This window comes from Halomonas sp. N3-2A, from assembly GCF_002216165.1.
Lineage (GTDB): Bacteria > Pseudomonadota > Gammaproteobacteria > Pseudomonadales > Halomonadaceae > Vreelandella.
The window spans coordinates 2,625,138-2,649,179 of record NZ_CP022286.1; the positions used below are offsets into that span (position 1 = coordinate 2,625,138).

The following is a 24,042-nucleotide window of genomic DNA, read 5'->3' on the forward strand; positions in this document are numbered from 1 at the left end:
TCACGTCGCCGCCTCCCGGTGGCGCAGGCCAGCCAGCACCGTGCTCATTAGCTGATCCAGCAGCTCATCCACCTTCAACTGCTGGCCTTGCCAATAGCCTAAGCGCTCGTTTAATCCAAGCTGCACCAAGCCGTGCACGCTCCCCCAGAGGGTGCGCCCAAGGCGTCGCGCTTCAAGATCATCCAATGCTGGCTGATACCGTTTCAACGAGGTCTCCACCTGCGTGAACAGCGCTTCAATAAGATCGCTCTGGCGCTGATCCAGCTCGCCTTCTTGGGCCAGTGGATAATCAAATAGCAACTGCCAGCGGTAGCAGCCTTGCTCAGCGAAGCGCCAATAAGCGAGCGCTAGCGAGCGCAGCCATGGCTCAGGATCATCTTCTGCCAGGCTAGTAATGGTATGCTGTAAGCGTGCCAACGTTTCAACGTTGACGTGCTGCAATAAGTTATTAAAGCTGCCATATAATTTAAGCAGCGTACTTGGCGCGCAGCCCACTTCTCTGGCCAGGGCACGCAGTGACAAACCATGGACTGGCTGCTTAGCCAACCACTCATCACAAGCGTGCATGACCTGCGCGTGGAGGGCATCGGGCGCATGCTGTCTAGGACGGGCCATGGCGATCTCTTAAGGTCAACGGCAAACAGGAAGAATGCCTCATCGCGCTTTAGCGTGAGCAAGGGATACGCTAGGATACCTTACATCGAACACTGTTTTCGACACTAAAACACGACATTTAACCTATTGTTGCGTTACCCCGCCATTTTGCACTCTCACGAGCCCCATTTCGCATAAGGAGACAGGCATGACGGGACGCCTTCACGTGCAGCGCCTCACGCTATCACGCCTTGTGCCCTCGCTGACTGATACTGAACCACTTATCGAATCGCCTAACTTAGCGCCCCGACAGCCTGTATCGGCAATACGACTTGAGCAGGGACGTTTGCGGCTTCAGCCATTATTTTGGGGGCTAACGCCTCCTTGGCTGAAAGTACTCGACCACGCGCCCCATTGCGCTAGAGCAGAAACGCTTAACCAACGTGCCATGTTTAACGAAGCGTTTAGCGCCCGCCGCTGTGTCATTCCAGTCAGCGGATTTTATATCTGGAAGATACAAGCACACAGCAAGCAACCCTATTTAGTGACCCACGTTAACCGAGGGCCACTATTACTGGGTGCTTTATGGTGCCGTTACCACACAACGCTCACCGCATTTACTGACTCGACGGCGCTAATCAGCGTACCTGCCAACGCCTGCCTTTCTTCACTGACTGACCGATTACCTGTCGTTATCCCTCCAGAAGCGTTAACGCGCTGGCTGGACCCGACGACCGACCTTGAAGCACTCAATGCGCTATTAATGCCTGCGCCATTGGAACTGTTGGGCGCTTTTCCGGTATCAAAACATGTTAATAATCCTGCCTATCAGTCATCATCCTGCGCCCACCCGGTAGGGCCGATGCTGCGCTGGGCTGTGCCATAGGAACCGTAATGTTACGATCTCATGAACCTCTGCCTAACCGTGACGCTGTACGGCAGGCCGTCATCGGCGTCGTGATTGGCGTCGCTTGGTGCACGCCTTTTTTCGCCTTCGCTCAAGACACCCCAGTGAAGGACGCCATCACGCCTATTGTCAGCCCATTTGACGAACGCGATTACCGCGTACTGACGCTGGAAAATGGCCTTCAAGCGCTGCTTGTTAGTGACCCAGAGGCCGATAAAGCCGCCGCCTCCATGAACGTTCGCGTAGGCAGCGCTCAAGACCCTGACGACCTGCAGGGGCTAGCCCACTTTTTAGAGCATATGCTGTTTTTAGGCACTGAACCGTACCCTCAGTCTGATGCCTATCAGCGCTACATTTCTGATAATGCGGGCTCCCACAATGCGTTTACTGCCCAACAAGACACCAACTATTTTTTTGATGTTGAGCCTTCGGCCTTGCCAGGCGCACTGGACCGCTTTAGCGAGTTTTTCCTTTCGCCGCTATTTAACGCCGACCATTTAGAAAGCGAGCGGAATATTGTCCACTCTGAGTACATGGCACGCATTCGTGATGAATCCCGCCGTGAAAACGATGTATTGAATCAGCTACTAAATCCTAGCAATCCCACGACGGGCTTTGCAGTAGGCAGCCGTGACACCCTTGCCAACCCAGCCGAGGGTGAAGCCACTCTCCGCGAGCGAGTGATTGATTTTTATCATCGCTACTACGATGCCAACGTCATGAATTTGGCCATTGTTGCCCCCCAGCCACTCGATACTCTTGAGGCATTAGTTGTCGAACGCTTTGCAAGTCTTCCCGACAATGACCTAAGCGTCCCCACCATTGACACGCCGCTGGTCGATTCAGACACGCTGCCCCGCTACATTGAGCGCCAGTCGCTACAGGATCGCCGCCAACTACGCTTCTATTTTCCGATTCCCGATCCTACCGATGAATACCGTACCAAGCCGACTCAGCTAATTTCTCACCTACTGGGCGATGAAGGCGACGGCAGCTTACTGGCAGCGCTACGCAAAGCGGGCCTTGCAGATGCACTTTCGGCGGGCGTGGGACGAGGTGACGGCAATGAGGCGCTCTTTGCGATCTCGATTAGCTTATCGCCAGCCGGGGCACAGCGACTGGACGATATTGAGGCCACACTATTTGCTGCCATTGAGCAGATACGCGAGGAAGGATTAGCCGAGTGGCGCTACGAGGAACAAAAAAACCTGAATGAACAAGCGTTCCGTTTTCAGCAGCATGGCGCACCACAGCAGGAAGCCACCCGCTTAGCCATGAGCCTTTCTCGTTATCCGGTGGATGATGTGCAGTATGCGCCTTACCGGATGGATGGCATGGATAGTGAGCGTCAGCAGCTGTATCTCGATGCACTGACCCCAGACAACATGCTGCGTTTCTACTCTGCGCCAGACGTAGAAAGCGATACCGTCTCGCCTTGGTTCAACACCCAATGGAAAGAGCAACCACCAACTCAGCCAGGGCAGGCGCTAGGAGGCCTAGCGTTACCGGAACCCAACCCCTTTATCGCCAATGACCTTACTCTCAAGACGGGACAAGATGAGCGCCCTGAAGTGTTGATTGATGCGCCTTCGTTTACCGCATGGCACATGCAAGATAGCCGCTTCAATACGCCAAGCGTTGAGTGGCGGGTAAGCCTCCAGCACCCCAGCGCCAGCTATTCAGCTGAAGAAGCGGTACTCACACGTCTCTTAGCGAGTTGGCTAAATGACAGCCTAAACGAGTCGTTATATCCAGCCTGGCTGGCTGGTCAATCGTTCAGCGCTTACGCTCACGGACGTGGTATGACGCTGTCATTTTCAGGCTGGCGCGATGGACAAACGCCACTGATAGAGCAGGCGATTAAGCAGCTTAAGCATGCCGACATTTCCCCTAGCGCTTTTGAACGTGTGCGCTATCAACTCCAGCGCGAGTGGCGCAACGCCCCCCAAGCATCGCTCTATGGCCAGGCAGGCCGTGCACTGGGCGAAGCACTACTGACCCCCCAATGGTCAGCGACTGAATTACTTGATGCCAGTCAGCGGTTAGAGCGCCACCACTTAGAAAACTTCCGCAAACGGTTTTTAGACGCGCTTTACATCGATGCAATGGCCGTTGGCAATTTGGATAAAGAGCTGGCTCGTGAGCAGGCCAATGTAATACGCGGCGCGTTATCACCACGTCTCACTCGTGAGGATATCCCTGCGCTTGAAGCACTACAGGTGAGCAATCAGCCTGAGGTGCTTCATCCACACAGCACCCGCGAAGAGTCTCTTGTGCTGCGTTATTTACAGGGTCGCGACACGTCCACTGAAGAGCAGGCGCGCCTCAGCGTATTGGCGCAATGGCTGGATACGCCCTTTTATCAGCAACTACGTACCGAGGAGCAGCTTGGCTATATTGTTAATGCGGGCTATTCCCCGCTGTTAGAGGCGCCGGGGATTGCCTTGGTAGTTCAGTCGCCGGATGTTGAGAGCAGCATGATCGCCGAGCGCATGGACGCCTTTATGGCGGCAGCGGGCGAGCGCCTGAATACGTTAACCGAGGAAGCGTTAGCACCGCATCGTCAGGCCGTTCATTCTCGCTTGACCCAGCGAGACACGAGCCTACAGGGCATGGCAAACCGCTACTGGCAAGCCACAGCACTGGAGGACGTGCACTTTGATCGCCGTGAACAACTCGCCACACTAGCGCTGGATGTTAGCGTACAAGAACTGCAGGCACTGTGGCCGACGCTTCAATCACACCAGTTAGATATTCGCTACAACCCTGGCGACTCACCCAGTGATATCGCCCCCTACCGAGAAGCACGCGTGCCGTTTACCGACGCACGCTAAGTGCTAATTAGCGAAACGAATTAGCTTAACGTTTTAGCTAGACTCACCAGCTCAGGCATCAAATGCCTGAGCTGGCATCATCGACTCAACGTACATCACCAACTCCTCTAACACTTGGCGCTCGCGATCCGATAGGGTCTGCTGGTTATAACGCTCTATCTCTCGCGCAAAGGCTTTCAGCGTAAAACCCGCCAAGGCTGGATCATTAATGCGCATCCAGCGAAACGCATCCCACTGCTCGCGCTCTTCGCCCTCCAACGTGTCTGGATAACTACGCGCACGGTAGCGAAACAACATTTCCTCCAGGCGAGGATCTTGAAAGGCAAAGCGCTGGCCGACTAAATCCCAGGGATCCATTGCCAATGCTCGCTCCATTTGCTGGCGATCAGCCGCAGAGAAAAAGCTGCCGGAATAGAGCATTAGGTCAGGGTCTTGAGGCACATCTTCGTAGGCTGCGTTAAATACCTCAGCTACTTTTTGCGCCACGCCGCTGGCCTCTCGCAGCGTTTTCCAATGGCCGCGACAGGCATCAATATCAATCGTTAACCGCTCAATGATCGTGCCGTATTCGCCTTTGTGCGGACCATCCACATCTTTTAACGCCGTCGCTGGAAAGATGACTGGACAGCGATTAATGTGGATCACTTTCAGCGGTATACGCACTTCCCCCTCGGAAAGATCCTGCTGACTGACGAACACACGCTCTCTGATTTGCTCGGCACTCATGGTCAGCAAATCACTAGGATCAACGCTTAAATCGTAAACAATAACGCCATTAGGATTCGTCGGATGCTCAGCCAGTGGCATGACTAATGCGCTACAACCACGGCTGGCAGGGTAACGACGGGAGATATGCAAAAGCGGTTTAGCGCTGGGCAAGTCTAACTGTTTGGCCACTGCACGCTTACCACGCATGCCCAGTAAATAGTCGAATAATTTTGGGTTTTGGGCTTTTAACAACCGTGCCAACGCAATGGTGGCACGTACATCAGCTACCGCGTCATGAGCACCTTCATGGGCAATGCCATTGGCCGCCGTTAAGTGTTCAAGTTTGAAGCTAGGCGCACCATCTTCCCGCTGCGGCCACTCAATGCCGTCGGGGCGCAAGGCGTAAAACGCGCGCACCACATCAATCAAGTCCCAACGGGAATTGCCGTTTTGCCATTCGCGGGAATAAGGGTCAAGCAGGTTGCGATAAAACAAGTGGCGGGAGATTTCATCATCAAAGCGAAGGCTGTTATAGCCCACCACGCAAGTGCCTGGCTCACTCATAAAGCCTTGGACTTGGCGGGCAAACTCCCCCTCAGGCAAGCCTTTCCGCTGCGCTTTTTGCGGTGTAATACCGGTAATTAGGCAAGCCGCAGGGTGAGGCAGGTAGTCATCAGCAGGTTTGCAGTAGAGCTCTATCGGCTCACCGATTTCATTAAGCTCGGCGTCAGTGCGTAATGCGGCAAACTGAGCGGGCCGATCGCGACGCGGATCAGCACCAAATGTCTCATAGTCATGCCAGAGAAAACTGGCAGGGGCAGCATTAGGTGGCGCCATTGATGAAATCTCCTTGAGCGTAGCTTCCCGCCCACAAGCCAACGAGCCACTTGCCGAAGCGGGTACAAAAGCCCAAGCCTAGCATAACCGCAACGCCTCTCGCCGCCCCTCTTAGCGAATAGCCATGCTTAACGACTGGCTATGCTGCTTCCATATGGAAACGTCAACCTTTCGGCAGCGTAACGTTGAGCTCCAACACTGAGCAATTGTCTTCGCTATCAAGCGAAATTTGAATGGCATCATCATCGACCTGTACATAACGACGAATGACTTCCAACAGCTCGCGCTCGAGCAGCGGCATATAATCTGGCTGACCGCGCTGGCCGCGCTGATGCGCCACGATAATTTGCAAACGCTCCTTAGCCACCGAGGCGGATTTCTTGCGCTCACGCTTCAAGAACTCCAGCAATTTCATCGCCGACCACCCCCGAACATACGGTTCAACAATCCCTTACGCTGTACTTCATGAAAGCGCAGAGGCATATCTTCACCTAACAGGCGCGATACAGTATCTGAATACGCCTGACCTGCATCGCTCGCCGCATCGTGAGTAACGGGAACCCCCTGGTTCGATGCACGTAATACCGCTTCGGATTCAGGGATTAAGCCAAGCAAATCAATAGACAAGATTTCACGAATATCATCAAGGGTCAGCATGTCCCCAGACGTTACGCGAGAGGGGTTATAGCGCGTAATCAGCAGATGCTCTTTAACAGGATCTAAGCTTTGTTCAGCGCGCCGCGTCTTGGAGCCAAGCAATCCCAAAATGCGGTCAGAGTCACGCACTGAGGAAACTTCAGGATTCGTGACAACAATCGCTTCATCAGCGAAGTACATAGCGAGTTGAGCCCCCCTCTCGATTCCTGCGGGGGAGTCACACAAGATAAAATCAAAATCTTGTTTGAGCTGCTCAAGGATTCGCTCTACGCCGTCCTGCGTCAGTGCATCTTTATCACGCGTTTGAGAGGCTGGAAGAATAAATAAGTTTTCAACGCGTTTATCGCGAATCAGCGCTTGGTTAAGCCCTGCTTCCCCTTGGATAACGTTTACCAAGTCATAAACAACGCGGCGCTCACAGCCCATGATCAGGTCGAGGTTACGTAGACCAACATCGAAATCAATGACGACTGTTTTTTTACCGCGCAGGGCAAGTCCTGTTGAAATAGCGGCAGCGCTGGTGGTCTTACCAACCCCCCCTTTACCGGAGGTCACTACAATAATTTTGGCCAAGAGTTACTTCCTTCTTGAAGTCGTTCATCGCGAGCGCGTTTAAAGGGTCGCACTGCGCATAACGGGAACATCAATGTCAACAACATGACATACTGTAACGTATAGCGCTTGCGACGTCGCTAGGCATTAAGCACCAACACACGCTCATGCGTTTGAATTAACCCAGCGGCTTAATTTCCAGCTGCTCTTTAGCGAAATGCACCTCTGTGGCACGGCCAAGCAACTGTGAATCAATATCTTCTAACCGTTTGTAATTGCCTGCCACAGAAAGAAGCTCTGCTTCTAATTCTCGACAGTAAATACCCGCCTGGGTATTGCCATGAATACCCGCCAAGGCACGTCCGCGAAGCGCTCCGTAGACGTGGATACTGCCAGCCGCCAGGACTTCAGCGCCCGCATTTACTGCCCCAATCACCACTAGATCGCCTTCTGATGCGCTTACCTGCTGGCCAGAGCGCACCGTACCGCGAAATAAGCGTGTTGCTACCGCAACCACTTCCTGGTCGGCAGCTTCCACCTCGTCTATGGCGTCATCAGAGGTAGCAGTAGTATCAACGCTCTCTAATAGCCTAGACCGCCCTTCTTCAACAGGGGCAAACCAGCCTAGCCCTAATGCCCAGGCAGATTGACGTACTGGCTCAGCTCCGCCACGTACGGCTACCGGCAGTAATTTATGATCGCGACATACCGCGCAAATGCGCTCAAGCGCCAAGTGAGGTTCATCGAGTTTTTCCACGCTCAGCACAACCGGTGTATGCTGAAAGAACGCGGGGGATTGCGACAACTTGCCAGCTAGCTGACTTCGTATGTGTTCCGGGTCAGCACTGCTCAATTCCATGACGGTCATTGGCAGCATGCCACCTTTAAAGGTGAAGGCAATGTCGGCACTGTTGGCGTTGAGGCTCATGGCCGAACTCCATGTCATGTTCAGGTAAGATAAAGGTAGCGCAATCTCGCGCTGGGTGTTGTGAAGAAGTATTAATCATCACTGCGCCTACAGCAAAGCTAAGCGACAGCGCCGATGACTGCAACTATCTGTCATCGGTAGTTGATTTTTTTTCACGCTACGCACCTCTCTGCAGGATGATCCATGCACGGACTGTTAAGACGCCTGTTCGCTCCTCGGTGGCAGCACCCTGATCCCGAGGTGCGTCTCAAGGCACTCGACCAGCTTGACCCTCAACAACCAGAACAGCAACAAGCGCTGAAGCAATTAGCACAGGATAACGAGAGTAACATCCAGCTTGCTGCTCTACTGGCCCTTGATGACTTAGCGGAGCTTGTCAATGCGCTTCCAGAGCATCGTCAAGACGAGGCTTGGTTTAACGCAGCTTGCCAGCGCTTATGTGGCTCACAGGGCCATACCGACCTGCAAAAACGGCAGGCTATCGTGTCAGAGCTATCGGAGCCTCGGTTGCTCAACGCCATTGCACTTCAGGGAGATAATCTTAACCTGAGGCTCACTGCGTTAGAGCAATTAACCGTTGAAAGCGACCTCGTCCACCAAGCCTGCCATAACGGCGTGGCAGCGGTGCGCCATCAAGCGGCTCAACGAATTGAAAGTGAAGAGAGCCTCAAAAAACTATTAAAAGAAGCGCGTCGTGACCGCCAGGTCATTCGTCTAGCGCGAGAAAAGCTCACCCAACTGCGCAATGATGCTGAGTGGCTAGCGGATCAGCAAGCCCAGCGTGAGCATCTGCTTAAACAGTTAGAACAGCACGCCGGGGCTCCCTGGGAGCCGCTGTATGGTGGTCGTTTCCGTCATTTGGAGCGTGAGTGGCAAAGCCTTTCCCACCCGCCCAGCGTGACGCAAGAGCAGCGTTTTCATCAGGCAGCGCTTAGCTGCCGAAAAACACTGCATCATCATGAAACGCAAGAACAAGCGCGCCAGCAGAGCATTGCTCATCGCGAAGAGATTGAACGAACTCGCGCTCAACTGCTTGAAGGCCTTGAAGAAACGTTAGAGGGCCTGACACATGCAGAGCAGCTAACAGTTCAGGATATCGATAGCCTACGGGCCCAACGCCAACTGCTCGGCCAGCGCTGGCAATCTCTGTCAGATCAGCACCCGCCTGGTGAGAACGTTCAACAACGCTATAGCCAAGCACTGAAACGCTATGAAGCATGCATGGAAGCATGGCAGCGCTGGCAAGCCATCAGCGCAGATATAGAAACGGCCATTGCCAACCAAGATAATGTGGCCATTGCCAAGTACGTTAAGCAGTGCGCTTGGCCTAAGCACATAACGCCTCCCGAGCTACTCAAGCATGCACAAGCGTTAAAAGATGCTGACGTTTCTACCAAACCCACCCCTACCGCATCACTTAACGCGCTTAGCGCCGACGTGGATAACTTTGAACACTTGTTAGAGCGTGGTGCCTTTAAAAGTGCCAGCCGCCTCTATCAACGCCTCAAACCCTCCATCGACGAACTGATAGGGGAAGAAGCCAAGCCGCTAAAAGCACGCGTGAAACAGCTAGGCGCACGGTTAGCAGAACTACGCGATTGGCGCGGTTTTGTGGCCGGCCCTAAACGCGAGCAACTCTGCGCTAGCATCGATGCGCTGGCTGACGATCAACACATGGCAGACGTTGCTCTAGATCGCCATCATCGTCAGTTGGTAAAAGAGTGGAAATCGCTCGGTGATGCCGCTGCTAACCGCGAACAGTCGGCACGCTTTCGCGCGGCTTCTGATCGCATTCACGAGCGTTTGGCTCCCTGGCGAGAACAGCTTAATCAAGAGCGTGACGCCAACCTTAAAGGCCGTGAAGCACTCTGCGAACAACTTGAAACGTTACTTGATCAGCCAGCAGAGGATGCCGATCCCGATGTATTGCGCGAGATCCGTGATAAAGCCCGCCACCAGTGGCGTCACTACTCTCCAGTTCCTCGGGATCAATCAGAAACCGTTGGCCGTCGTTTTGGGGCTATCCGTCATCGCCTTCAGGCGCTTATTGACCAGCGAGCGGAGCAGATCGCTAGTCAAAAGCGCCTGCTTATCGAACAAGCGAAAAACTTACAGGATGACCACGAGTCACCCTTAGCCGCCCGCATAGCGAGCACAAAGCAGCTACAGCAGCAGTGGCGCGCGCTGGGTCGTGCTCCAAAAGGCGAAGAACAAGCCCTATGGAAAGCCTTTCGTCATACTTGCGATCAGCTCTTTGCTCAGCGTGACGCTCACAAGCATGAGCAGGCAACTCGCCAACAACAGAAGCTCGATCAGCTGCAAACATTAATTGACGAAATGGATAGCTGGCAGCCGACGCAAGCCAAAGAGTCCACCACCCTTGAGTCCTACCTCGAAAGCATTAGCCAGCTTGAGCCGTTGCCGCGTAATCGGCGTAGTGACGGCATGCAGAAACGCCTTAGCGGCATTGTAAGAGCTAAGCGTGAGCGCTTAAGCCGCCTGGAAATTGCGCATACTGTGCAGCAGTGGCACAGCGCCTTACCGCTGGTAAATGCGCATATCGCCGCAGACCAACAAGCGCTAGCAGGCGAAGAGCCACAAGCAATTGATGCGAAAGAGGTATTGAGTGGGGAGCTGCCTGCTATTTTTATTGAGGCTCATCAGCAGCGCAATCATGCGCGGCTAACCTCTTCCACTCCCCTCTCAGCCGAAAAACTTACTGAGCTAGAAGATGGGCTGGCTCGTCTGAGAGTGCATTTGTCTTTGCTAGCGTTAGGTAGCGTCAAGCAGCGTGATGAACCTCTCCGCCTGGCGATTCAAGTAGAACGGCTAAATGAAGGGATCAATAACGAACGTAGCCGACCGGATGAGATCAGCGGCATATTAGCAGCACTTATGGCGCTTGGCCCCATGCCTAACCAATTGTGGCGCAAGGAAGCAGAAGAGTTTGATAACCTTTTTAGTCGCCTAGCGCGAGTGCCTCACCCTTAAGTTCTCTATATAAGTGTTACACCCCAGCAATGGCAACGGGAGGCGAATAGCCTCCCGTTTGCGCTTTACTGTAATTGAATTAATCAGCTAATCATGTTGGGCGATTAGCCCATAAACTGCCCGCCGTTAATATCAATATTGGCGCCAGTAATAAAGCCTGACTCTTTATCTGCCAGGAACGTTACCAAGCGACCGATCTCCTCCGGAGTACCGTAACGCTTTACTGGAATGGTTTCTCGAATGGCCTCACGCACCTGCTCGGGAATTTTCATGATCATATCGGTGGCAATGTAGCCGGGCGACACGGTATTCACCGTAATACCTTTGGTTGCCGTTTCTTGCGCCAGCGACATGGTCAACCCATGCATACCTGCTTTGGCAGCCGCATAGTTCACTTGCCCAAATTGGCCTTTACGGCCATTGATAGAAGAAATATTGATGATGCGACCGTAGCCCTGCTCCAGCATCATTTCAATAACGCTGCGGCACGTGTTGAAGACGCTATTAAGGTTGGTATCGATTACTTGATACCACTGCTCATAGGACATCTTCTTCATGGTGCCATCGCGAGTGATGCCAGCACAGTTAACTAACACGCTGATAGGCCCATATTTTTCTTGGATTTCGCGAGCACCTTCTAGGCAGGCATTGTGGTCGGAAAGATCGACACCCGATAACGCGATGTTGTCGTAACCAGCGGCTTGCTGGGTTTCCAGCCAGGTTTTGGCTTTCTCAGGATTGTGATATCCCGCGACTACCAAATAACCCGCATCCGCCAATGAATGGCAAATTGACGTTCCGATTCCACCAGTTCCACCTGTTACCCAGGCGACGGGGGCTTGATTGGTCATTGACTACCTCCCTGATATGACAAACGGCTTGGACGCTAAGCATTATGGTGATGTCGCAAGCCATTCTTAATAAGCGCCGTAGCGCCTCAGCATTCACAGCACGTCGTATTGTTAGTTGGACGACATACCGACAGTAAGCTTTTTGTTATCCCTATTGGAAGCATAGCTTTACTCTTCCAATGTTGCAGCACGATGAAGGTCGTGCCTAACAATATAAGCGTTTTATGCAGGGGGTTGACTTCACGCTAAAAATGCGTAGAATACGCCACACGTTGATGCGGGGTGGAGCAGTCTGGTAGCTCGTCGGGCTCATAACCCGAAGGTCATCGGTTCAAATCCGGTCCCCGCTACCAATATTTCGAAAGGCAGATCAGTTACTTGCTGATCTGCCTTTTTTGTTGTCTGTCATTCCAAAAAGCGCTGTGCCCAAATTGTGCCCACTCCGTGCCCATTTTTTTAAAATGCCTATCGGCGGGTAAAAAAGTTGTGATTCAGGCACCGAGCAGCTTTTCATTTTCACTCCCACCGAGTTAAGGTTCTGGGCTGGGCTCCTTGATATGAGTAACCAACTGCTCGATCTCACAATCAAAGTAATAGCATAGCTTGTCTAGATTATCGGTCACTGTGCTATTGATCTTACCCAGCACCAGTGGACACTGGCTTAAGCGACCATTCGAGATTCAAAGACCTCAGGACTGATCATCCCTATAGCACTGTGCCGCCGTTGCTTGTTGTAATCGAGTTCGATGTATTCAAACACCTGACGCCTCATGTCGCTTCGCGTTTTAAATTGCTCTCCATGGATCGCTTCAACCTTGAGGCTATGGAAGAAGCTTTCGGCACATGCATTATCATAACAGTTACCTTTGGCGCTTATGCTGCACTTAAGCTCATTCCGGGTAAGCAGCGATTGGTAAAGCGTGGAACAGTACTGGCTGCCTCGGACGCCCTTCTAAGTTTCAAGTGGCGATTTGCGTCTGGTTGATCTCCCGATGACAGCTGCGCAGCACATAATAGAGCTCCCGGGCAATATAGCGTTTCAGGCATCAGATGGTTTCCAGCTTGGAGTGGCCCTCTCTCACCCGCCGGGCAATGTATGCCTGAGTATCGGCATCCAGGCGTAGCCGCCCGATGGCGATGATATACAGCGCACTATTGGCGGCGCGATCGCCACCCCGGTTGAGTCGGTGTCGCTGCGTCTTACCTGACGAGACAGGAATAGGACTAACGCCACATAGCGCCGCAAGGCTGGCTTCTGAGCCAAGGCGGTCCGGATTGTCGTCTGCCGTGATCAGTAGCTGTGCGGCCGTCTCGTAGCCTACTGCCGTTCGCGACACCAACTTTGGTGCCAGCTCATCGACGATAGCCTTGATCATGACGTCCAAATCGGCAATCTCGTCGTGCAGTTCTAGGTAGCGGCGCGCGAGGGATTTCAGGGCGGTGCGGTAAGCCATCGTGACATCCCGGTACCCGTTCAAATCGAGTCGCCATGCCGCCAGTGTCCGAAGCAACTGCATTCGCGTCATGTTCCTCAACAGATCGCGCAGTTCCTCTGGCGCCGAGACCACTTGAATCACATGCTTCGACGAGGCGAAACCTCGCCGCCAGTGCTCCCGGGGCACCGACAGGTCCAGGGAAAGACACACTACCCGGGTCGATCGGAAGACCCGGGAGCCCTCACGGCACCAGGTCTTCAGAATAGATCGATTACTATAAGTGCCGGATCAACCCAGAAACACCTGGCGCCTTGTAGTCTTACTATCCGAGTGGACAATGACGCCTTTGGGCCTTTTGCGTTTCCATAGCTCCATCTGTAGCGAGTCACAGACAAGATCGGCCGTCATACGCTCACTCATTGCCCAACCGACCACTTTACGAGAGTAAAGATCAATGAGTCCTGCTAGGTAAAGCCAGCCTTCGCTCGTCGCCAAATAGGTGATATCACTCACCCACTTTTGATTGGGAGCTGAGGCCGTGAAGTTTTGCTCTAGTAGATTCGGTGCCACCGGCAGCGAATGCCGAGAGTTTGTAGTGGCCTTGAACTTACGGGCTGCTTTAGCGCGCAAGCCTTGTCGCTGTAAGTTGGCAGCCACCGTCTTACGGTTAATCGGCATTCCAACGTCCCGCAGATCGAGGGCCAGTCTCGGAGCGCCTGAGCGCCCTTTACGTTGGTGGTAAGATAATGGCTTGCTGACAGAGCTTTGGCGATGATGCCCCCTTGCGCTGTTGCCAAGCGTAGTAGCCACATCTAGCGACACCTATCACTTGGCACATACGCTGAATACTGAAGGCGTAGCGATGACGATGGATAAAGGCGTACTTCACTTCAGGCTTCTCGCAAAGTACACCGCGGCCTTTTTTGTGATGGTGACCCGTCCTGAATAGAGTTGACACGTTCTTGTCCTTATTTTGGGAGAGCGTGATGAGTCAACGAGTTAAGCGCACACAGAAAGACTACACTCTGGCCTTTAAACAGGCCGTGGTAGATCAAGTGGAGCTCGGTGAGATGACCTATAAGCAGGCGCAGAGTCGTTACGGTATTCAAGGTCGCTCAACGGTACTAAAGTGGTTACGTCGATATGGCCATCAGGACTGGCGTCCCTGTGCCACACAGCACTCTAGAAGGAGTCCCGACATGCCTCGGCCACTTACCCCTGAACAGCGGATCAAAGAGCTTGAAGAGAAGTTGCGGCTTGCTGAGCAAAAGGCTCAGTTCTTCGAAGCGGTTGTTGAGGTGATGGAGAAGGATTTTGGGGTGTCTGTAAAAAAGCAGCCAGGCAAGTCCTCACGCAAGAACGTGTTGCCGGATTAACCATTAGCAGGGTATGCCACCTTCTAGGTATCAGTCGCCAGGCTTGGTATCAGGCCAAAAAAGCGCAGCAGTCGCGAGAAGCCCGGGAGCAGCGAATCGTCGACTTTGTTCGAGACATACGACTTACTCAGCCCCGACTGGGCACCCGCAAGCTGCATCATCTGCTGCACCGCCAGGCCGATCAAGAGTTGCACGTGGGACGAGATCAGCTCTTTCAGGTACTTCGTGCACGGCGTCTGCTGGTGCCCATACGACGAGCTTATCATAAGACGACTCACAGCCATCATCGCTTCCGGCGACATCCGAACCTACTCAAGCCAGGCCCCGAGCAGGTGGTCGCCTGCCGTCCTAATCAGGTCTGGGTCGCTGACATTACCTATCTACCGACGCGTCACGGGATGAGCTATTTAAGTCTGGTCACCGACGCTTACTCCCGCAAAATTGTCGGTCATCACGTCCATGAGAGCTTACGTAGCCAGGACGTCGAGCAAGCCTTACGCAACGCTCTACGCCAACGGCCAGGAAGCGAGCCGTTAATCCACCACTCGGATCGAGGCATCCAATACTGCTGTGACAGCTATCAGAAGATACATCGCCAGTACGGTATCCAGTGCTCAATGACAGACGGTTATGACTGTTATCAAAATGCCCTAGCGGAGCGTATCAACGGGATACTGAAGACTGAATTTATCTTGATTCAGCCAGGAAATGTTGATCAAGCGCGTACGATGGTGAATGAGTCCGTGAGATTTATAACAGTCAGCGGCCGCACTTGGCGCTTAAATACAAAACGCCCAATGCAGTGCACTGGGCGTTTGAGATGAAATAAGTGTCAATCTATTTCAGGACTAGACATGGCCAGCTCTTCGTTGGCTTCGGCTAACTGGCGCTTCAAGCGAGCGTTTTCTTCTGCCAACGACTGCTCTCGTTCAGAGGTGTCTTGCTGAAGCTGGGCTTTAGAGCGCCACTGATAAAGCTGGCTCGTATGCATGCCCAGTTCACGAGCCGCTGCTGTAACGCCAATGCGATCAGCTAGCGCTAATGCTTCTTGACGGTAGGCATCTGAGTAACGGGTATAAGATTTTTTCTTCATTAGTGTTGTCGATCTTGCCATGATGCACCTCATCGTAGCGTATTACATTCTAGAGGTGTCCACTGTTACTGGGCAGGATCAGTTAGAGCGTTTACAAAACGACAGGCACCTTATTGCTAAATTAGACAATAGCACTTCAAACTTCAGCTCTTTGATCATTTCACCACATACTAGTAGCTGATAGCTTATTCGTGCTCAAATATAGCACCCTAAAGAAAGGAACGCGTTAGTACATCTCGGCACAAAATATCAATTTTCTTCTTAAACGACAAAACCCCACAAGAAGTGGAGTTTGTCAGCAATTTGAAGCCATTAACTGGCCTCTTTTACTCAGTATTTCACTAAGAAGTGTCAAGTCTGGCTAAAGTACGTTTTTGTAAACCACTCCCCCTTTCATAATCAGCAGGAGCTGCTCATCCGGCTGAGTCAGAACATTAATATCATCCAAAGGATTGTCCTTGAGCACGATAATGTCTCCTCTCGCACCTGGAATAATCTCTCCAAAATCACCGGTGTGACCATAGGCGTCGGCGGCGTGACTTGTCGCTGCACGAATCAGCTCATCGGTGGGCACCACGTCCTTACGCAAATTAAACTCGTTAAGCTGATGGCGCTGCATCCGGCCAAGCAGATCAGATCCATAAAGCATTTTAACGCCGTAACGCTGAGCCATTTCTAGCGCTTTACCGCCAGAATCCAGCACATCATAAACCTTGCGTTGTAGATGCTCAGCCATACCCGCCTCTACACCTTCCTTCGCTAGGGCATCGTAGGTGCAGAGGGTCGGAGTAAGATAAGCGTCGTACTCAAGGAATAGCCGACAGCTCTCCTCGTCCATGAGGTTGCCGTGTTCTATCGTCTTGACGCCTCGCGGGATTAGCCGGTTGATAGCGCGCGCCGTGTAAGCATGCGCCATGGTATGAATATTGGCGGCGGTGGCTTCTTCCACAATGGCATCAATTTCCTCAAGCGAAAATTGAGTGCTGTCGATACGGTCAGTCGGTGAAGAAACGCCGCCCGAGGCCATAATTTTAATCTGGGTGGCCCCCTTTCGAATTTCATCTCGAGCGGCCCGGCGTACTTCGCTGACACCATCGCAAACGCGACCTAGTCCCGCGCAGCAGAAGCAGCCCTCAAAAGTTTGCTGCCCTGGACCGCGCATGTCGGCGTGACCGCCAGTCTGGGAAAGTGCATTCCCGGCGTACATGATGCGCGGGCCGACCAAAGCGCCTTCGTCTACCGCTTTGGCTAGACCGTAATCTGCACCGCCAGCGTCGCGCACGGTCGTGAATCCGCGCATCAACATAGCTTCCAGCAGCTCGCTTGATTTGGCACCGACATAGAAAGGCGAAAGCGTCTCAAGCAGAGCAAAATTGGGTGTAATTGCCGTGACGTGCACATGTGAATCAACCAAACCGGGCATCAAGAAGTGGCCCTGAATATCGATGACCTGATCATCACTACCCTCTAGCGGCGAATCGCTCACATCGGTGATACGACCATCCTGAATGCGCACCTGCTGGTTCGCGAGTACTTTTCCGTTGCGCGTGTCGATGACGTTGGCATTAATTAAACGTGTCTTTGTCATGAGGGTTCCTTGTGGGTATTTCATGTGAGAGAGGCGTTAAAACATTTTTTGAGGGAGGTAGAGCGAAAGCGCTGGAATCAGCACGATCAACAACAGGGCAACAATATCCATGACGATGAACCAGGCAACGCCCTTAAAGACTTCAGACAGGGTGACGCTATTGCCCAGGGCACCTTTGATGACATACACATTGAGCCCGATAGGCGGAGTGACCAGCCCCACTTCCAGCAGCTTGACGACGATGATCCCGAACCAGATCAGGTTAAGGTCAGCGCCCTCTACTAAGGGCAGGATTAAAGGTAGAGTGAGCAGGAGTAGACCAATTGAGTCGATAAACATACCCAGAACGAGATAGATCAGTGCAACCGCGAGAATGATCCACCAGGTCTCAGTGCTGACGCCAAGAATCAACTCGGAAAAAGCGGCGGGTACGCCACTCATGGCTAGAAAACGGGTGAAAAACAGCGACCCGATGAGAATAATGAAGATGCTGGCCGTGCTCACCGCCGTGCTAACCAGCGCTTCACGAATGGCCGCAAAGGTTAGCGTGCGCCGCGTAAATGCGATCAGAGCAGCAATGGTTGTACCCACGGCCCCCGCCTCGGTAGGCGAGAAAATACCCATAAAAATCCCGCCCAGCACGGAGCCGATCAGCAGCGGCAACGGCCAGATATGCTTAAAGGCATCCCATTTTTCGCCCCAGCTAGAGCGCACATCAGCGTTGCCCGCCAGGCTGGGATTCAGCTTGGTGCGCACCATAATCATGGCGATGTAGAGCAGTGCTGAAAGTACACCGGGAATGAATCCCGCCATAAACAGCTGCCCCACCGACACCTGGGCATAAACGCCATAGAGTACCAACAAAACGCTTGGGGGAATCAGCGAGCCGAGTGTTCCAGATGCGGCGACGGTACCGGTGGCCAAACCCTTGTCGTAGCTATGCTTTAGCATTTCGGGCACAGCAATACGCGACATGGCCGCCGATGTTGCGACGCTAGAACCCGAAGCGGCGGCAAAGAAGGCAGAGGCCATGACACTGGAAACAGCCAGACCGCCAGGCAGGCGCGCCAGATAAAGGCGCATGGCATGAAACAGACCTTGGGTCATATTCGTGCTGGTACACAAATAGCCCATGAACAGGAACATAGGTGCAGCGGTCAGCTCCCAGGTACCCGCAAAGTCAAACGGAGTGGCTGAAACCATCCCCCAGGCCACACGCATGCTGGTCATTTCACCAATGCCAATAATTGACACCAAACCTAGCGCAACTCCGATTGGCACGCGCAAGGCTATCAGGGCCAAGGCGATGGCAATGCCTGCCACACCTATCTCGATATTACTCATTAGGAAACTCCTACAGGGCTTGGCGTTGTTGCAGCGCCTTAATCATGTTGGCGAGGATGGCCAAGCACATAGCAGCAAAGCCAACCGGTAACGCCCAGCGACTGGGCCAAAGGTAGAAAGTGAAGTTGGCCATGGCCGTTTCCGTTCGAACCGTAGCGCGCACTGCATCTAGATAGCTCTGGTAACAGAGCATGCCGAAATAGAGGAGCCCAAGGGTACTGGCGAACAGGTAAAGCGTCAGTTGGGCAATAGGTGGAAGCCTTCCCACCAGTACATCCACGCTGATGTGTTCCCGCTGAAGCTCTACATAGGCGAGTGGCAGAAAGACGACGGCTACCATGTAGTAAAAAGAGACAAACTCCAGGGTGCCGGTAAATGACTTTCCGAATAAGTAGCGCAGCCCTACATCAAGTGAGACATGCAGTGCCATAAGCACCAGAAATAACGCTGCCAGCACCATGGCACTTTTGGCGATCCACTGGCTCAACGACTCTACGTATTTGGCAATCATGCGGGCTCACTCCTATTCGCATCCGAGGCAGAAAACCCCAGTTCCAGCAGCGTCTCTTTCCAGAACAGCAGCATATCGCGGTAGAGTTCAGGGTCATCACGCCAAATGCTTTGCGCCCCCATACCCCGCATCATGCACAAAGTGGCATTCAGGGCGACGCGATTCTGGTGTGACGTATGGCTGGAACTGGCGACCAACTGCTCCCAAATTTGCTCCAGAGAGTCATTGAAATTAGCTGCCAACGGCACTAACACTTTCATGATGTCAGGGTCGGTGCGTGCATTAGTGAGATATTCCAGGGTCACCATATAAAGGTCGCCCTTGAAGTGCTCATGCAGTGCTTTAAGCAAGCTGTCAAAATTAAGCTCACCCGCTCTAACCTTAACGGCCATCTCTCTGACGCTTTCCACTTCGCGACTTAGCAAGTCCTCAAGCGCCGCCTGCATCAATAAGGTCTTGGATGGATAATGGTGAACTAGAGCACCCCGAGAAACACCCGCCAGACGTGCGACATCCACCGTTGACGTAGCACGAATGCCCTTCTCAAGAATGCACTCGATAGTCGCTTGCGTCACCCGAGCCTGGGTTTGGCGTGAGCGTTCTTCTTGATTCTGTCGCTTCGTCATAGCGAACCCTTATTTGGCTGAGGCCGCCTCAATGAGGCGGCCTCAGTATTGCCTATTAATAGATTCCGTAGTCAGCAGGAAGCTTATTGTAGATCTCTTCCATGGCCAGTTCGGCCAGAGCCTTTTCGTCTTCGCGATCAACTTCGCTGATTAAGGCATCCCACTTCTCGTAAGTCGCGATAAAATCATCAATCAGCGCTTCTGGGTCTTCAACACCGTACTCATCACGGGCCTTATCGTAGACATTGGCCAAGGCCTCATCGCGGAAAGCCTCCACAGATGCCATCAGATCCTCTTCAGGCTGGTAGATGTTGTTGCCATGGGCAGCGGCTTCTTCCAATGCGGTTTCAGAAGCGTTGAGGAACTGGACAATCATGCGTGTCATTGCGTTGGCCGTCGCTTCTTTAAAGACATCGCGCTCTTCATCGCTGAGGCTAACCCAAAAGCCCGAGTTGAAGCCCCACTGAGGGCCAGACCAATACATGCCAGTGGGCAGCAGCGTCGTGTACTCGGCGACTTCCCAAAGAGACCGATCGATCAAGTCATTAGGCGCATTCGTTGCACAATCTAATGATCCCCGATCAAGACCGCTGTACATCTCACTGGAAGGCACATTAACCGGTGTTCCACCTGCTTGTTCGACCCAGGCAGAAACAGTCGAGCCTGCGGTACGAATACGCTTACCACGTAGCTCGTCAAGATTGCGGACTGGCTCGCGGCAGAACAGCACATAGGAAGGCGTGTTATAGGCGCCCAGGTAGACAATATCCAGTTCCTCCCACTCGGCTAGCTGAATGGGATTATTAAGGCTGAAGTCTGTCACCGCCAGAATTCCAACCAGCGGGTCGTCATAGTTAAAGCCTAACTCCTGAACGGCATTCGCTACCGGCATTTCAGAAGGCGTGTAAATAGCCGCGTGGTGAGCAACCTGAACCACGTTATCCTGGATACCCTGCAGGTTAGCGCGTGGCGCCAGCAGGACGGTGCCGGTATAAACCTCGGGTTGCAGTTCACCGTTTGAGAGCTCCTTGACCATTTCAGCCCACTCGATATAACCGTAACGAGAGTGGGGGTGTTGCTGGTCGTAAAACGAATTGGCAATAAAGGAGGTTGCAGCATGGGCCGAAGAAGCAACAACAGGCAAGACCAGCGCTCCAACGGCGAGTGTCAGCGTATTACGAGTGAAGTTCATATAGTTTCCCGGACCGATTTAATCGGCTGTTTTTTCTGTTGTATTGTTTCATATTGTTGACACGTCACCCGATGTGGCGCGTGCACATAATTCAATCTAGACTTCTAATAACAAAAAAACAAGCAGGTCTGTTTGTTTTTAACATGACCAGTTCCGCAGATAAAGGTTAAGTAATGAAAGTAAAGGAAAACCCCACTCGACTTGATATAGCGGGCACCTGGCAAGGGATTCGCATGATGCTGCCTTTGGCGGTTTTTACGATCGCGTTTGGATTAGCGTTTGGCGTAGCCTCTGTGCACCACGGATTGGCCGGTTGGGAGGCGATGTTAATGAGTCTGTTTGTCTTCGCAGCGCCTTCGCAATTTGCGGCCCTAGAGATGTGGCATTCGCCTCTGCCGCTGCTTGCGCTGGCAGCCGTCACACTCGCAATTCATACCCGACATATGCTAATGAGTGCGGCGCTCTACCCCTGGCTCAAGGTGTTACCTCAACGCCAACAATTCGCGATGGTGATTCTGCTGACCGATTCCAACTGGGCAATGGCACTGGGAGAGTATCAGCGCGGCGAGCGAAACCTGGGCATTCTGCTAGGTGGCGGCATAGCGCTGTGGGGGGCCTGGGTCGGTGGCACTGCAATAGGTCTAGCCTTCGGTGGGGGCATTACCGAGCCTGAACGCTTCGGCCTTGATGTGATCATGCTGTGCTTTCTGCTGATGATCGTTGTCGGTGGAACCCCACGAGTAGCAATGGCCCTACCCTGGCTGGCAGCAGCGGCGAGTGCATTAATGGCGTACTGGTGGCTGCCGCCTTATCTCCATGTGATGGTAGGCGCAATTACCGGGGGCGTGGTGGCCGTATCGCTGCCTGGACGATTGTTCAGGGAAAGCGCCTCATGAGTTCATCATTAGTGTGGCAGTCGTTGATAGCCATCATGCTAATGGTAGTCATTGCTTATGGCTCCAGAGTGGTGGGGCTGCTAATCATGTCACATGTGCCGCTAGGACCACGCGTGCGACGATTCGTCGATGCCATGTCTAGTTCAGTCCTGATTGCCGTTATTACGCCTATCATCGTTCATGGTGACGGCGGCGTTCGGCTCGCGGCACTTGCAGCGGGTACGGTTGCGGTAGCATTTAGAAGCCCGCTGGTATCGATTGCTATGGGCATGCTTTGCGCTGCGGGTTGGCGCTGGTGGGTTGGGTAATATCGTGCGAAAACGGTGGAATTGAAAACCCCAGCGAGCGCATGTGCGAAACAGGCAGTATGCTCGCATTAGCGACCACGTAGCCGTTGCCGGCACCTACCAAGGCAACAGATGGATAGCATCGTTATCGGCATTGAGCAAACCATTAGAATGCCTCTTTACATCGAGCGTTTGAGCGATGCCCCCCATTCTCAATAGCATCCGTGTTTAGCGCCTGAAGTTACTTTATCGTTTTTTAACGCTAGTTGCTCGGCATCGGCGGAAGGCGTTAACCCACCCAGTTCCTTCTTCGGTCGTTCCTCGTTATATTCCCGCCGCCGCCTCGATGATTACCCTCGCGTGATGCAGGCTGGTGAACCAGCGCTCATTCAGGCATTCATCACGGAAGCGCCCGTTGAACAATTCGATATAGGCGTTTTGATTGGGTTTTCCAGGTTCGATTAAAAAAAGGTAACGCCACGTAGATGAGTCCACGCCAGCATGGCGCGCCCACAGAATTCCTTACCATTATCTGTATGAATGGCGTTGAGTAGCCCACGGTGTACAGCCAGCTGATCCAGAATCCGTGTTAAAGATAGCCCACCAATGGCAAGTTCAGGCACGATTGCCACGGCTTCATGGGTAGCGTCTTCGACAACAATGAGATTCTTAATCACGCGTCCCCCTGCCGTTCGATCAAACACAAAATCCATTGACCAAACCTAGTTAGCGGCACAAGGTCGGCCCAGGGGCTTTCGCTCTGAGGTAGGCACCTTCTTACGCTTACGGCGTTTTACCTACAACCGAGCCGCCGCGTAGAGACGCTCAACGCGCTTATGATTGACCCGCTCACCGGCTTGACGAAGCTTCAGGTAAATCATGCCAGCGCCATAGCGACGATGCCGATGAGCCAAGGCAACAGTGCGTTCACGCAATGCCTCTTGCGGCCAGGAGTCGATTGATAGCGCAATGCACTGGCACTCATACGGATGACACGGAGTGTTCGGCGCTCACTTAGGCCACGTGACACCATAAAGCGCACCACGCCTCGGCGTGCAGGGGCGCTCACGGCTTTTTCTCAGCGCCTCGCGAGTGACCTCCATCTCCAGTGGCGACTCCGCGAGCAGCTTTTTCAAGCGCCCATTTTCAGCTTCGAGTTCTTTGAGCCGCTTGGCATCGGGCACGCTCATGCCACCAAACTTGCTGCGCCAAAGGTAATAGTTGGGCCGTGCCAACGACATCGCTCTTTGATAGGGAGCCCTGCTTTGGCTTCGCCCAGGAACCCTATGATCTGTTCTTCGCTGAAACGCTTTCTCATGCCCGATCTCCTTACACATAGGATCGGACTCTAAAGTGTAGCGCTATTCAATCTGGAGGTTTTCGATGGAAACATCATATACCTAACGACTGAAGAGCTTGCCCAGCGGATTAAGTACGACTTCCGCACCATTCGTCAGCAGTTAAAAGATAGCGTTCTTATTGGGGACACTCACTACATAAAGCCATTTGGGCGGCGGAAGATTCTGTTTCTCCGGGAAGCGGTCGAACACGAAATGCTGAAGACTACTCATGGCAGACTCTTTATTCCTATGGAAAACGGAGGATTCAGCCATGGGTACCCGTCAACGTAAAGAGACAGGCAAGCTCTATCTGGACTTTTTCGGCCAAGGCTTGCGGCTGCGCGAACAAACTGCGATTAAAGAAACGCTGGCCAATCAAAAAAACACCCATCGCCTGCACTTACTGACGGCATTCAGCAACTTACTGATGAGTGATAAATACCTGTAGGAGTAGGGTTAATTTGCCTATTCCCCACTCAATGAGCGAGAGACAG

The 24,042-nt window shown here is 53.0% G+C and carries 20 protein-coding genes, 1 tRNA gene and 5 pseudogenes; 8 read left to right on the forward strand and 18 right to left on the reverse strand.

Annotated elements, in window-relative coordinates:
• Complete coding sequence (locus tag CEK60_RS12305; protein WP_038480958.1) at window positions 1-615, reverse strand: TetR/AcrR family transcriptional regulator; 615 nt, start codon at window positions 613-615, stop codon at window positions 1-3.
• A gap of 187 nt (window positions 616-802) precedes the next feature.
• On the opposite strand from CEK60_RS12305, the gene CEK60_RS12310 reads away from it, so the two are divergent.
• Both CEK60_RS12310 and CEK60_RS12315 read left to right on the forward strand, forming a co-directional pair.
• Window positions 803-1,480: an SOS response-associated peptidase gene (locus tag CEK60_RS12310; RefSeq protein ID WP_089039271.1), complete on the forward strand. Its 678-nt coding sequence runs from the start codon at window positions 803-805 to the stop codon at window positions 1,478-1,480.
• Between the two features lie 8 nt (window positions 1,481-1,488).
• Window positions 1,489-4,335: an insulinase family protein gene (locus CEK60_RS12315; protein WP_089039272.1), complete on the forward strand. Its 2,847-nt coding sequence runs from the start codon at window positions 1,489-1,491 to the stop codon at window positions 4,333-4,335.
• Between the two features lie 51 nt (window positions 4,336-4,386).
• Here CEK60_RS12315 and sbcB read toward each other — a convergent pair whose 3' ends face one another.
• The 4 genes from sbcB to minC all read right to left on the reverse strand — a co-directional run bounded on the left by sbcB (window position 4,387) and on the right by minC (window position 8,017).
• Window positions 4,387-5,880, reverse strand: a complete 1,494-nt coding sequence (gene sbcB / locus CEK60_RS12320; RefSeq protein ID WP_089039273.1) for an exodeoxyribonuclease I — start codon at window positions 5,878-5,880, stop codon at window positions 4,387-4,389.
• Between the two features lie 163 nt (window positions 5,881-6,043).
• Complete coding sequence (minE, locus tag CEK60_RS12325; RefSeq protein WP_038480946.1) at window positions 6,044-6,295, reverse strand: cell division topological specificity factor MinE; 252 nt, start codon at window positions 6,293-6,295, stop codon at window positions 6,044-6,046.
• Window positions 6,292-7,110 carry a septum site-determining protein MinD gene (gene minD, locus CEK60_RS12330; protein WP_089039274.1) on the reverse strand — a complete coding sequence of 273 codons (819 nt, stop codon included), beginning with the start codon at window positions 7,108-7,110 and terminating at the stop codon, window positions 6,292-6,294. Before minD ends, minE begins: the two co-directional genes overlap by 4 nt.
• Window positions 7,111-7,267: 157 nt before the next feature.
• A complete protein-coding gene (minC, locus tag CEK60_RS12335) occupies window positions 7,268-8,017 on the reverse strand; it encodes a septum site-determining protein MinC (RefSeq protein WP_089039275.1) in 750 nt (249 codons plus the stop codon).
• Between the two features lie 183 nt (window positions 8,018-8,200).
• On the opposite strand from minC, the gene CEK60_RS12340 reads away from it, so the two are divergent.
• Window positions 8,201-11,008: a DUF349 domain-containing protein gene (locus tag CEK60_RS12340; RefSeq protein ID WP_089039276.1), complete on the forward strand. Its 2,808-nt coding sequence runs from the start codon at window positions 8,201-8,203 to the stop codon at window positions 11,006-11,008.
• Window positions 11,009-11,112: 104 nt separating this feature from the next.
• On the opposite strand, the gene phbB is transcribed toward CEK60_RS12340, so the two are convergent.
• Window positions 11,113-11,859 (reverse strand): acetoacetyl-CoA reductase, encoded by a 747-nt coding sequence (gene phbB, locus CEK60_RS12345; RefSeq protein WP_089039277.1) that lies wholly within the window; start codon window positions 11,857-11,859, stop codon window positions 11,113-11,115.
• A 276-nt stretch (window positions 11,860-12,135) separates the two neighbouring features.
• On the opposite strand from phbB, the gene CEK60_RS12350 reads away from it, so the two are divergent.
• Window positions 12,136-12,212, forward strand: a tRNA-Met gene (locus tag CEK60_RS12350).
• A gap of 177 nt (window positions 12,213-12,389) precedes the next feature.
• On the opposite strand, the gene CEK60_RS23035 is transcribed toward CEK60_RS12350, so the two are convergent.
• From CEK60_RS23035 to CEK60_RS23040, 5 genes and pseudogenes are all read right to left on the reverse strand, one after another.
• The gene (locus CEK60_RS23035) at window positions 12,390-12,506 is read right to left on the reverse strand and encodes a helix-turn-helix domain-containing protein (protein ID WP_446718629.1); all 117 of its coding nucleotides are present in this window, start codon (window positions 12,504-12,506) and stop codon (window positions 12,390-12,392) included.
• A gap of 14 nt (window positions 12,507-12,520) precedes the next feature.
• Window positions 12,521-12,802 (reverse strand): annotated as a pseudogene (locus CEK60_RS12360) (IS3 family transposase); the annotation flags it as partial.
• Window positions 12,803-12,818: 16 nt separating this feature from the next.
• Window positions 12,819-13,427 (reverse strand): annotated as a pseudogene (locus CEK60_RS12365) (transposase); the annotation flags it as partial.
• A 156-nt stretch (window positions 13,428-13,583) separates the two neighbouring features.
• Window positions 13,584-14,117, reverse strand: coding sequence for an IS3 family transposase (locus CEK60_RS12370; protein ID WP_446718630.1), 534 nt, complete (start codon window positions 14,115-14,117; stop codon window positions 13,584-13,586).
• Window positions 14,023-14,253: a hypothetical protein gene (locus tag CEK60_RS23040; protein WP_446718669.1), complete on the reverse strand. Its 231-nt coding sequence runs from the start codon at window positions 14,251-14,253 to the stop codon at window positions 14,023-14,025. The genes CEK60_RS12370 and CEK60_RS23040 overlap by 95 nt, the downstream gene beginning before the upstream one ends.
• Window positions 14,254-14,281: 28 nt before the next feature.
• On the opposite strand from CEK60_RS23040, the pseudogene CEK60_RS12375 reads away from it, so the two are divergent.
• Window positions 14,282-15,500: pseudogene (locus CEK60_RS12375) on the forward strand (IS3 family transposase).
• A gap of 24 nt (window positions 15,501-15,524) precedes the next feature.
• Here CEK60_RS12375 and CEK60_RS12380 read toward each other — a convergent pair.
• The 6 genes and pseudogenes from CEK60_RS12380 to CEK60_RS12405 form a co-directional block, all read right to left on the reverse strand.
• Window positions 15,525-15,785: pseudogene (locus CEK60_RS12380) on the reverse strand (transposase); the annotation flags it as partial.
• Between the two features lie 340 nt (window positions 15,786-16,125).
• Window positions 16,126-17,352, reverse strand: coding sequence for a metal-dependent hydrolase family protein (locus tag CEK60_RS12385; protein ID WP_089039279.1), 1,227 nt, complete (start codon window positions 17,350-17,352; stop codon window positions 16,126-16,128).
• 36 nt (window positions 17,353-17,388) lie between these two features.
• A complete protein-coding gene (locus CEK60_RS12390; RefSeq protein ID WP_089039280.1) occupies window positions 17,389-18,696 on the reverse strand; it encodes a TRAP transporter large permease in 1,308 nt (435 codons plus the stop codon).
• 10 nt (window positions 18,697-18,706) lie between these two features.
• Window positions 18,707-19,207 carry a TRAP transporter small permease gene (locus tag CEK60_RS12395; protein WP_089039281.1) on the reverse strand — a complete coding sequence of 167 codons (501 nt, stop codon included), beginning with the start codon at window positions 19,205-19,207 and terminating at the stop codon, window positions 18,707-18,709.
• Window positions 19,204-19,833, reverse strand: coding sequence for a TetR/AcrR family transcriptional regulator (locus CEK60_RS12400; RefSeq protein WP_089039282.1), 630 nt, complete (start codon window positions 19,831-19,833; stop codon window positions 19,204-19,206). Before CEK60_RS12400 ends, CEK60_RS12395 begins: the two co-directional genes overlap by 4 nt.
• A gap of 55 nt (window positions 19,834-19,888) precedes the next feature.
• Window positions 19,889-21,025, reverse strand: a complete 1,137-nt coding sequence (locus CEK60_RS12405) for a C4-dicarboxylate TRAP transporter substrate-binding protein (protein WP_089039283.1) — start codon at window positions 21,023-21,025, stop codon at window positions 19,889-19,891.
• 173 nt (window positions 21,026-21,198) lie between these two features.
• Here CEK60_RS12405 and CEK60_RS12410 point away from each other — a divergent pair, with 173 nt between their 5' ends.
• Window positions 21,199-21,921: an AzlC family ABC transporter permease gene (locus tag CEK60_RS12410; RefSeq protein WP_089039284.1), complete on the forward strand. Its 723-nt coding sequence runs from the start codon at window positions 21,199-21,201 to the stop codon at window positions 21,919-21,921.
• Window positions 21,918-22,229 (forward strand): AzlD family protein, encoded by a 312-nt coding sequence (locus CEK60_RS12415; RefSeq protein ID WP_089039285.1) that lies wholly within the window; start codon window positions 21,918-21,920, stop codon window positions 22,227-22,229. Before CEK60_RS12410 ends, CEK60_RS12415 begins: the two co-directional genes overlap by 4 nt.
• A 191-nt stretch (window positions 22,230-22,420) precedes the next feature.
• On the opposite strand, the pseudogene CEK60_RS12420 reads toward CEK60_RS12415, so the two are convergent.
• Window positions 22,421-23,526, reverse strand: a pseudogene (locus tag CEK60_RS12420) (IS3 family transposase).
• Between the two features lie 293 nt (window positions 23,527-23,819).
• On the opposite strand from CEK60_RS12420, the gene CEK60_RS22685 reads away from it, so the two are divergent.
• Window positions 23,820-23,996 (forward strand): Arm DNA-binding domain-containing protein, encoded by a 177-nt coding sequence (locus CEK60_RS22685; protein WP_232471379.1) that lies wholly within the window; start codon window positions 23,820-23,822, stop codon window positions 23,994-23,996.
• Window positions 23,997-24,042: the final 46 nt, after the last annotated feature.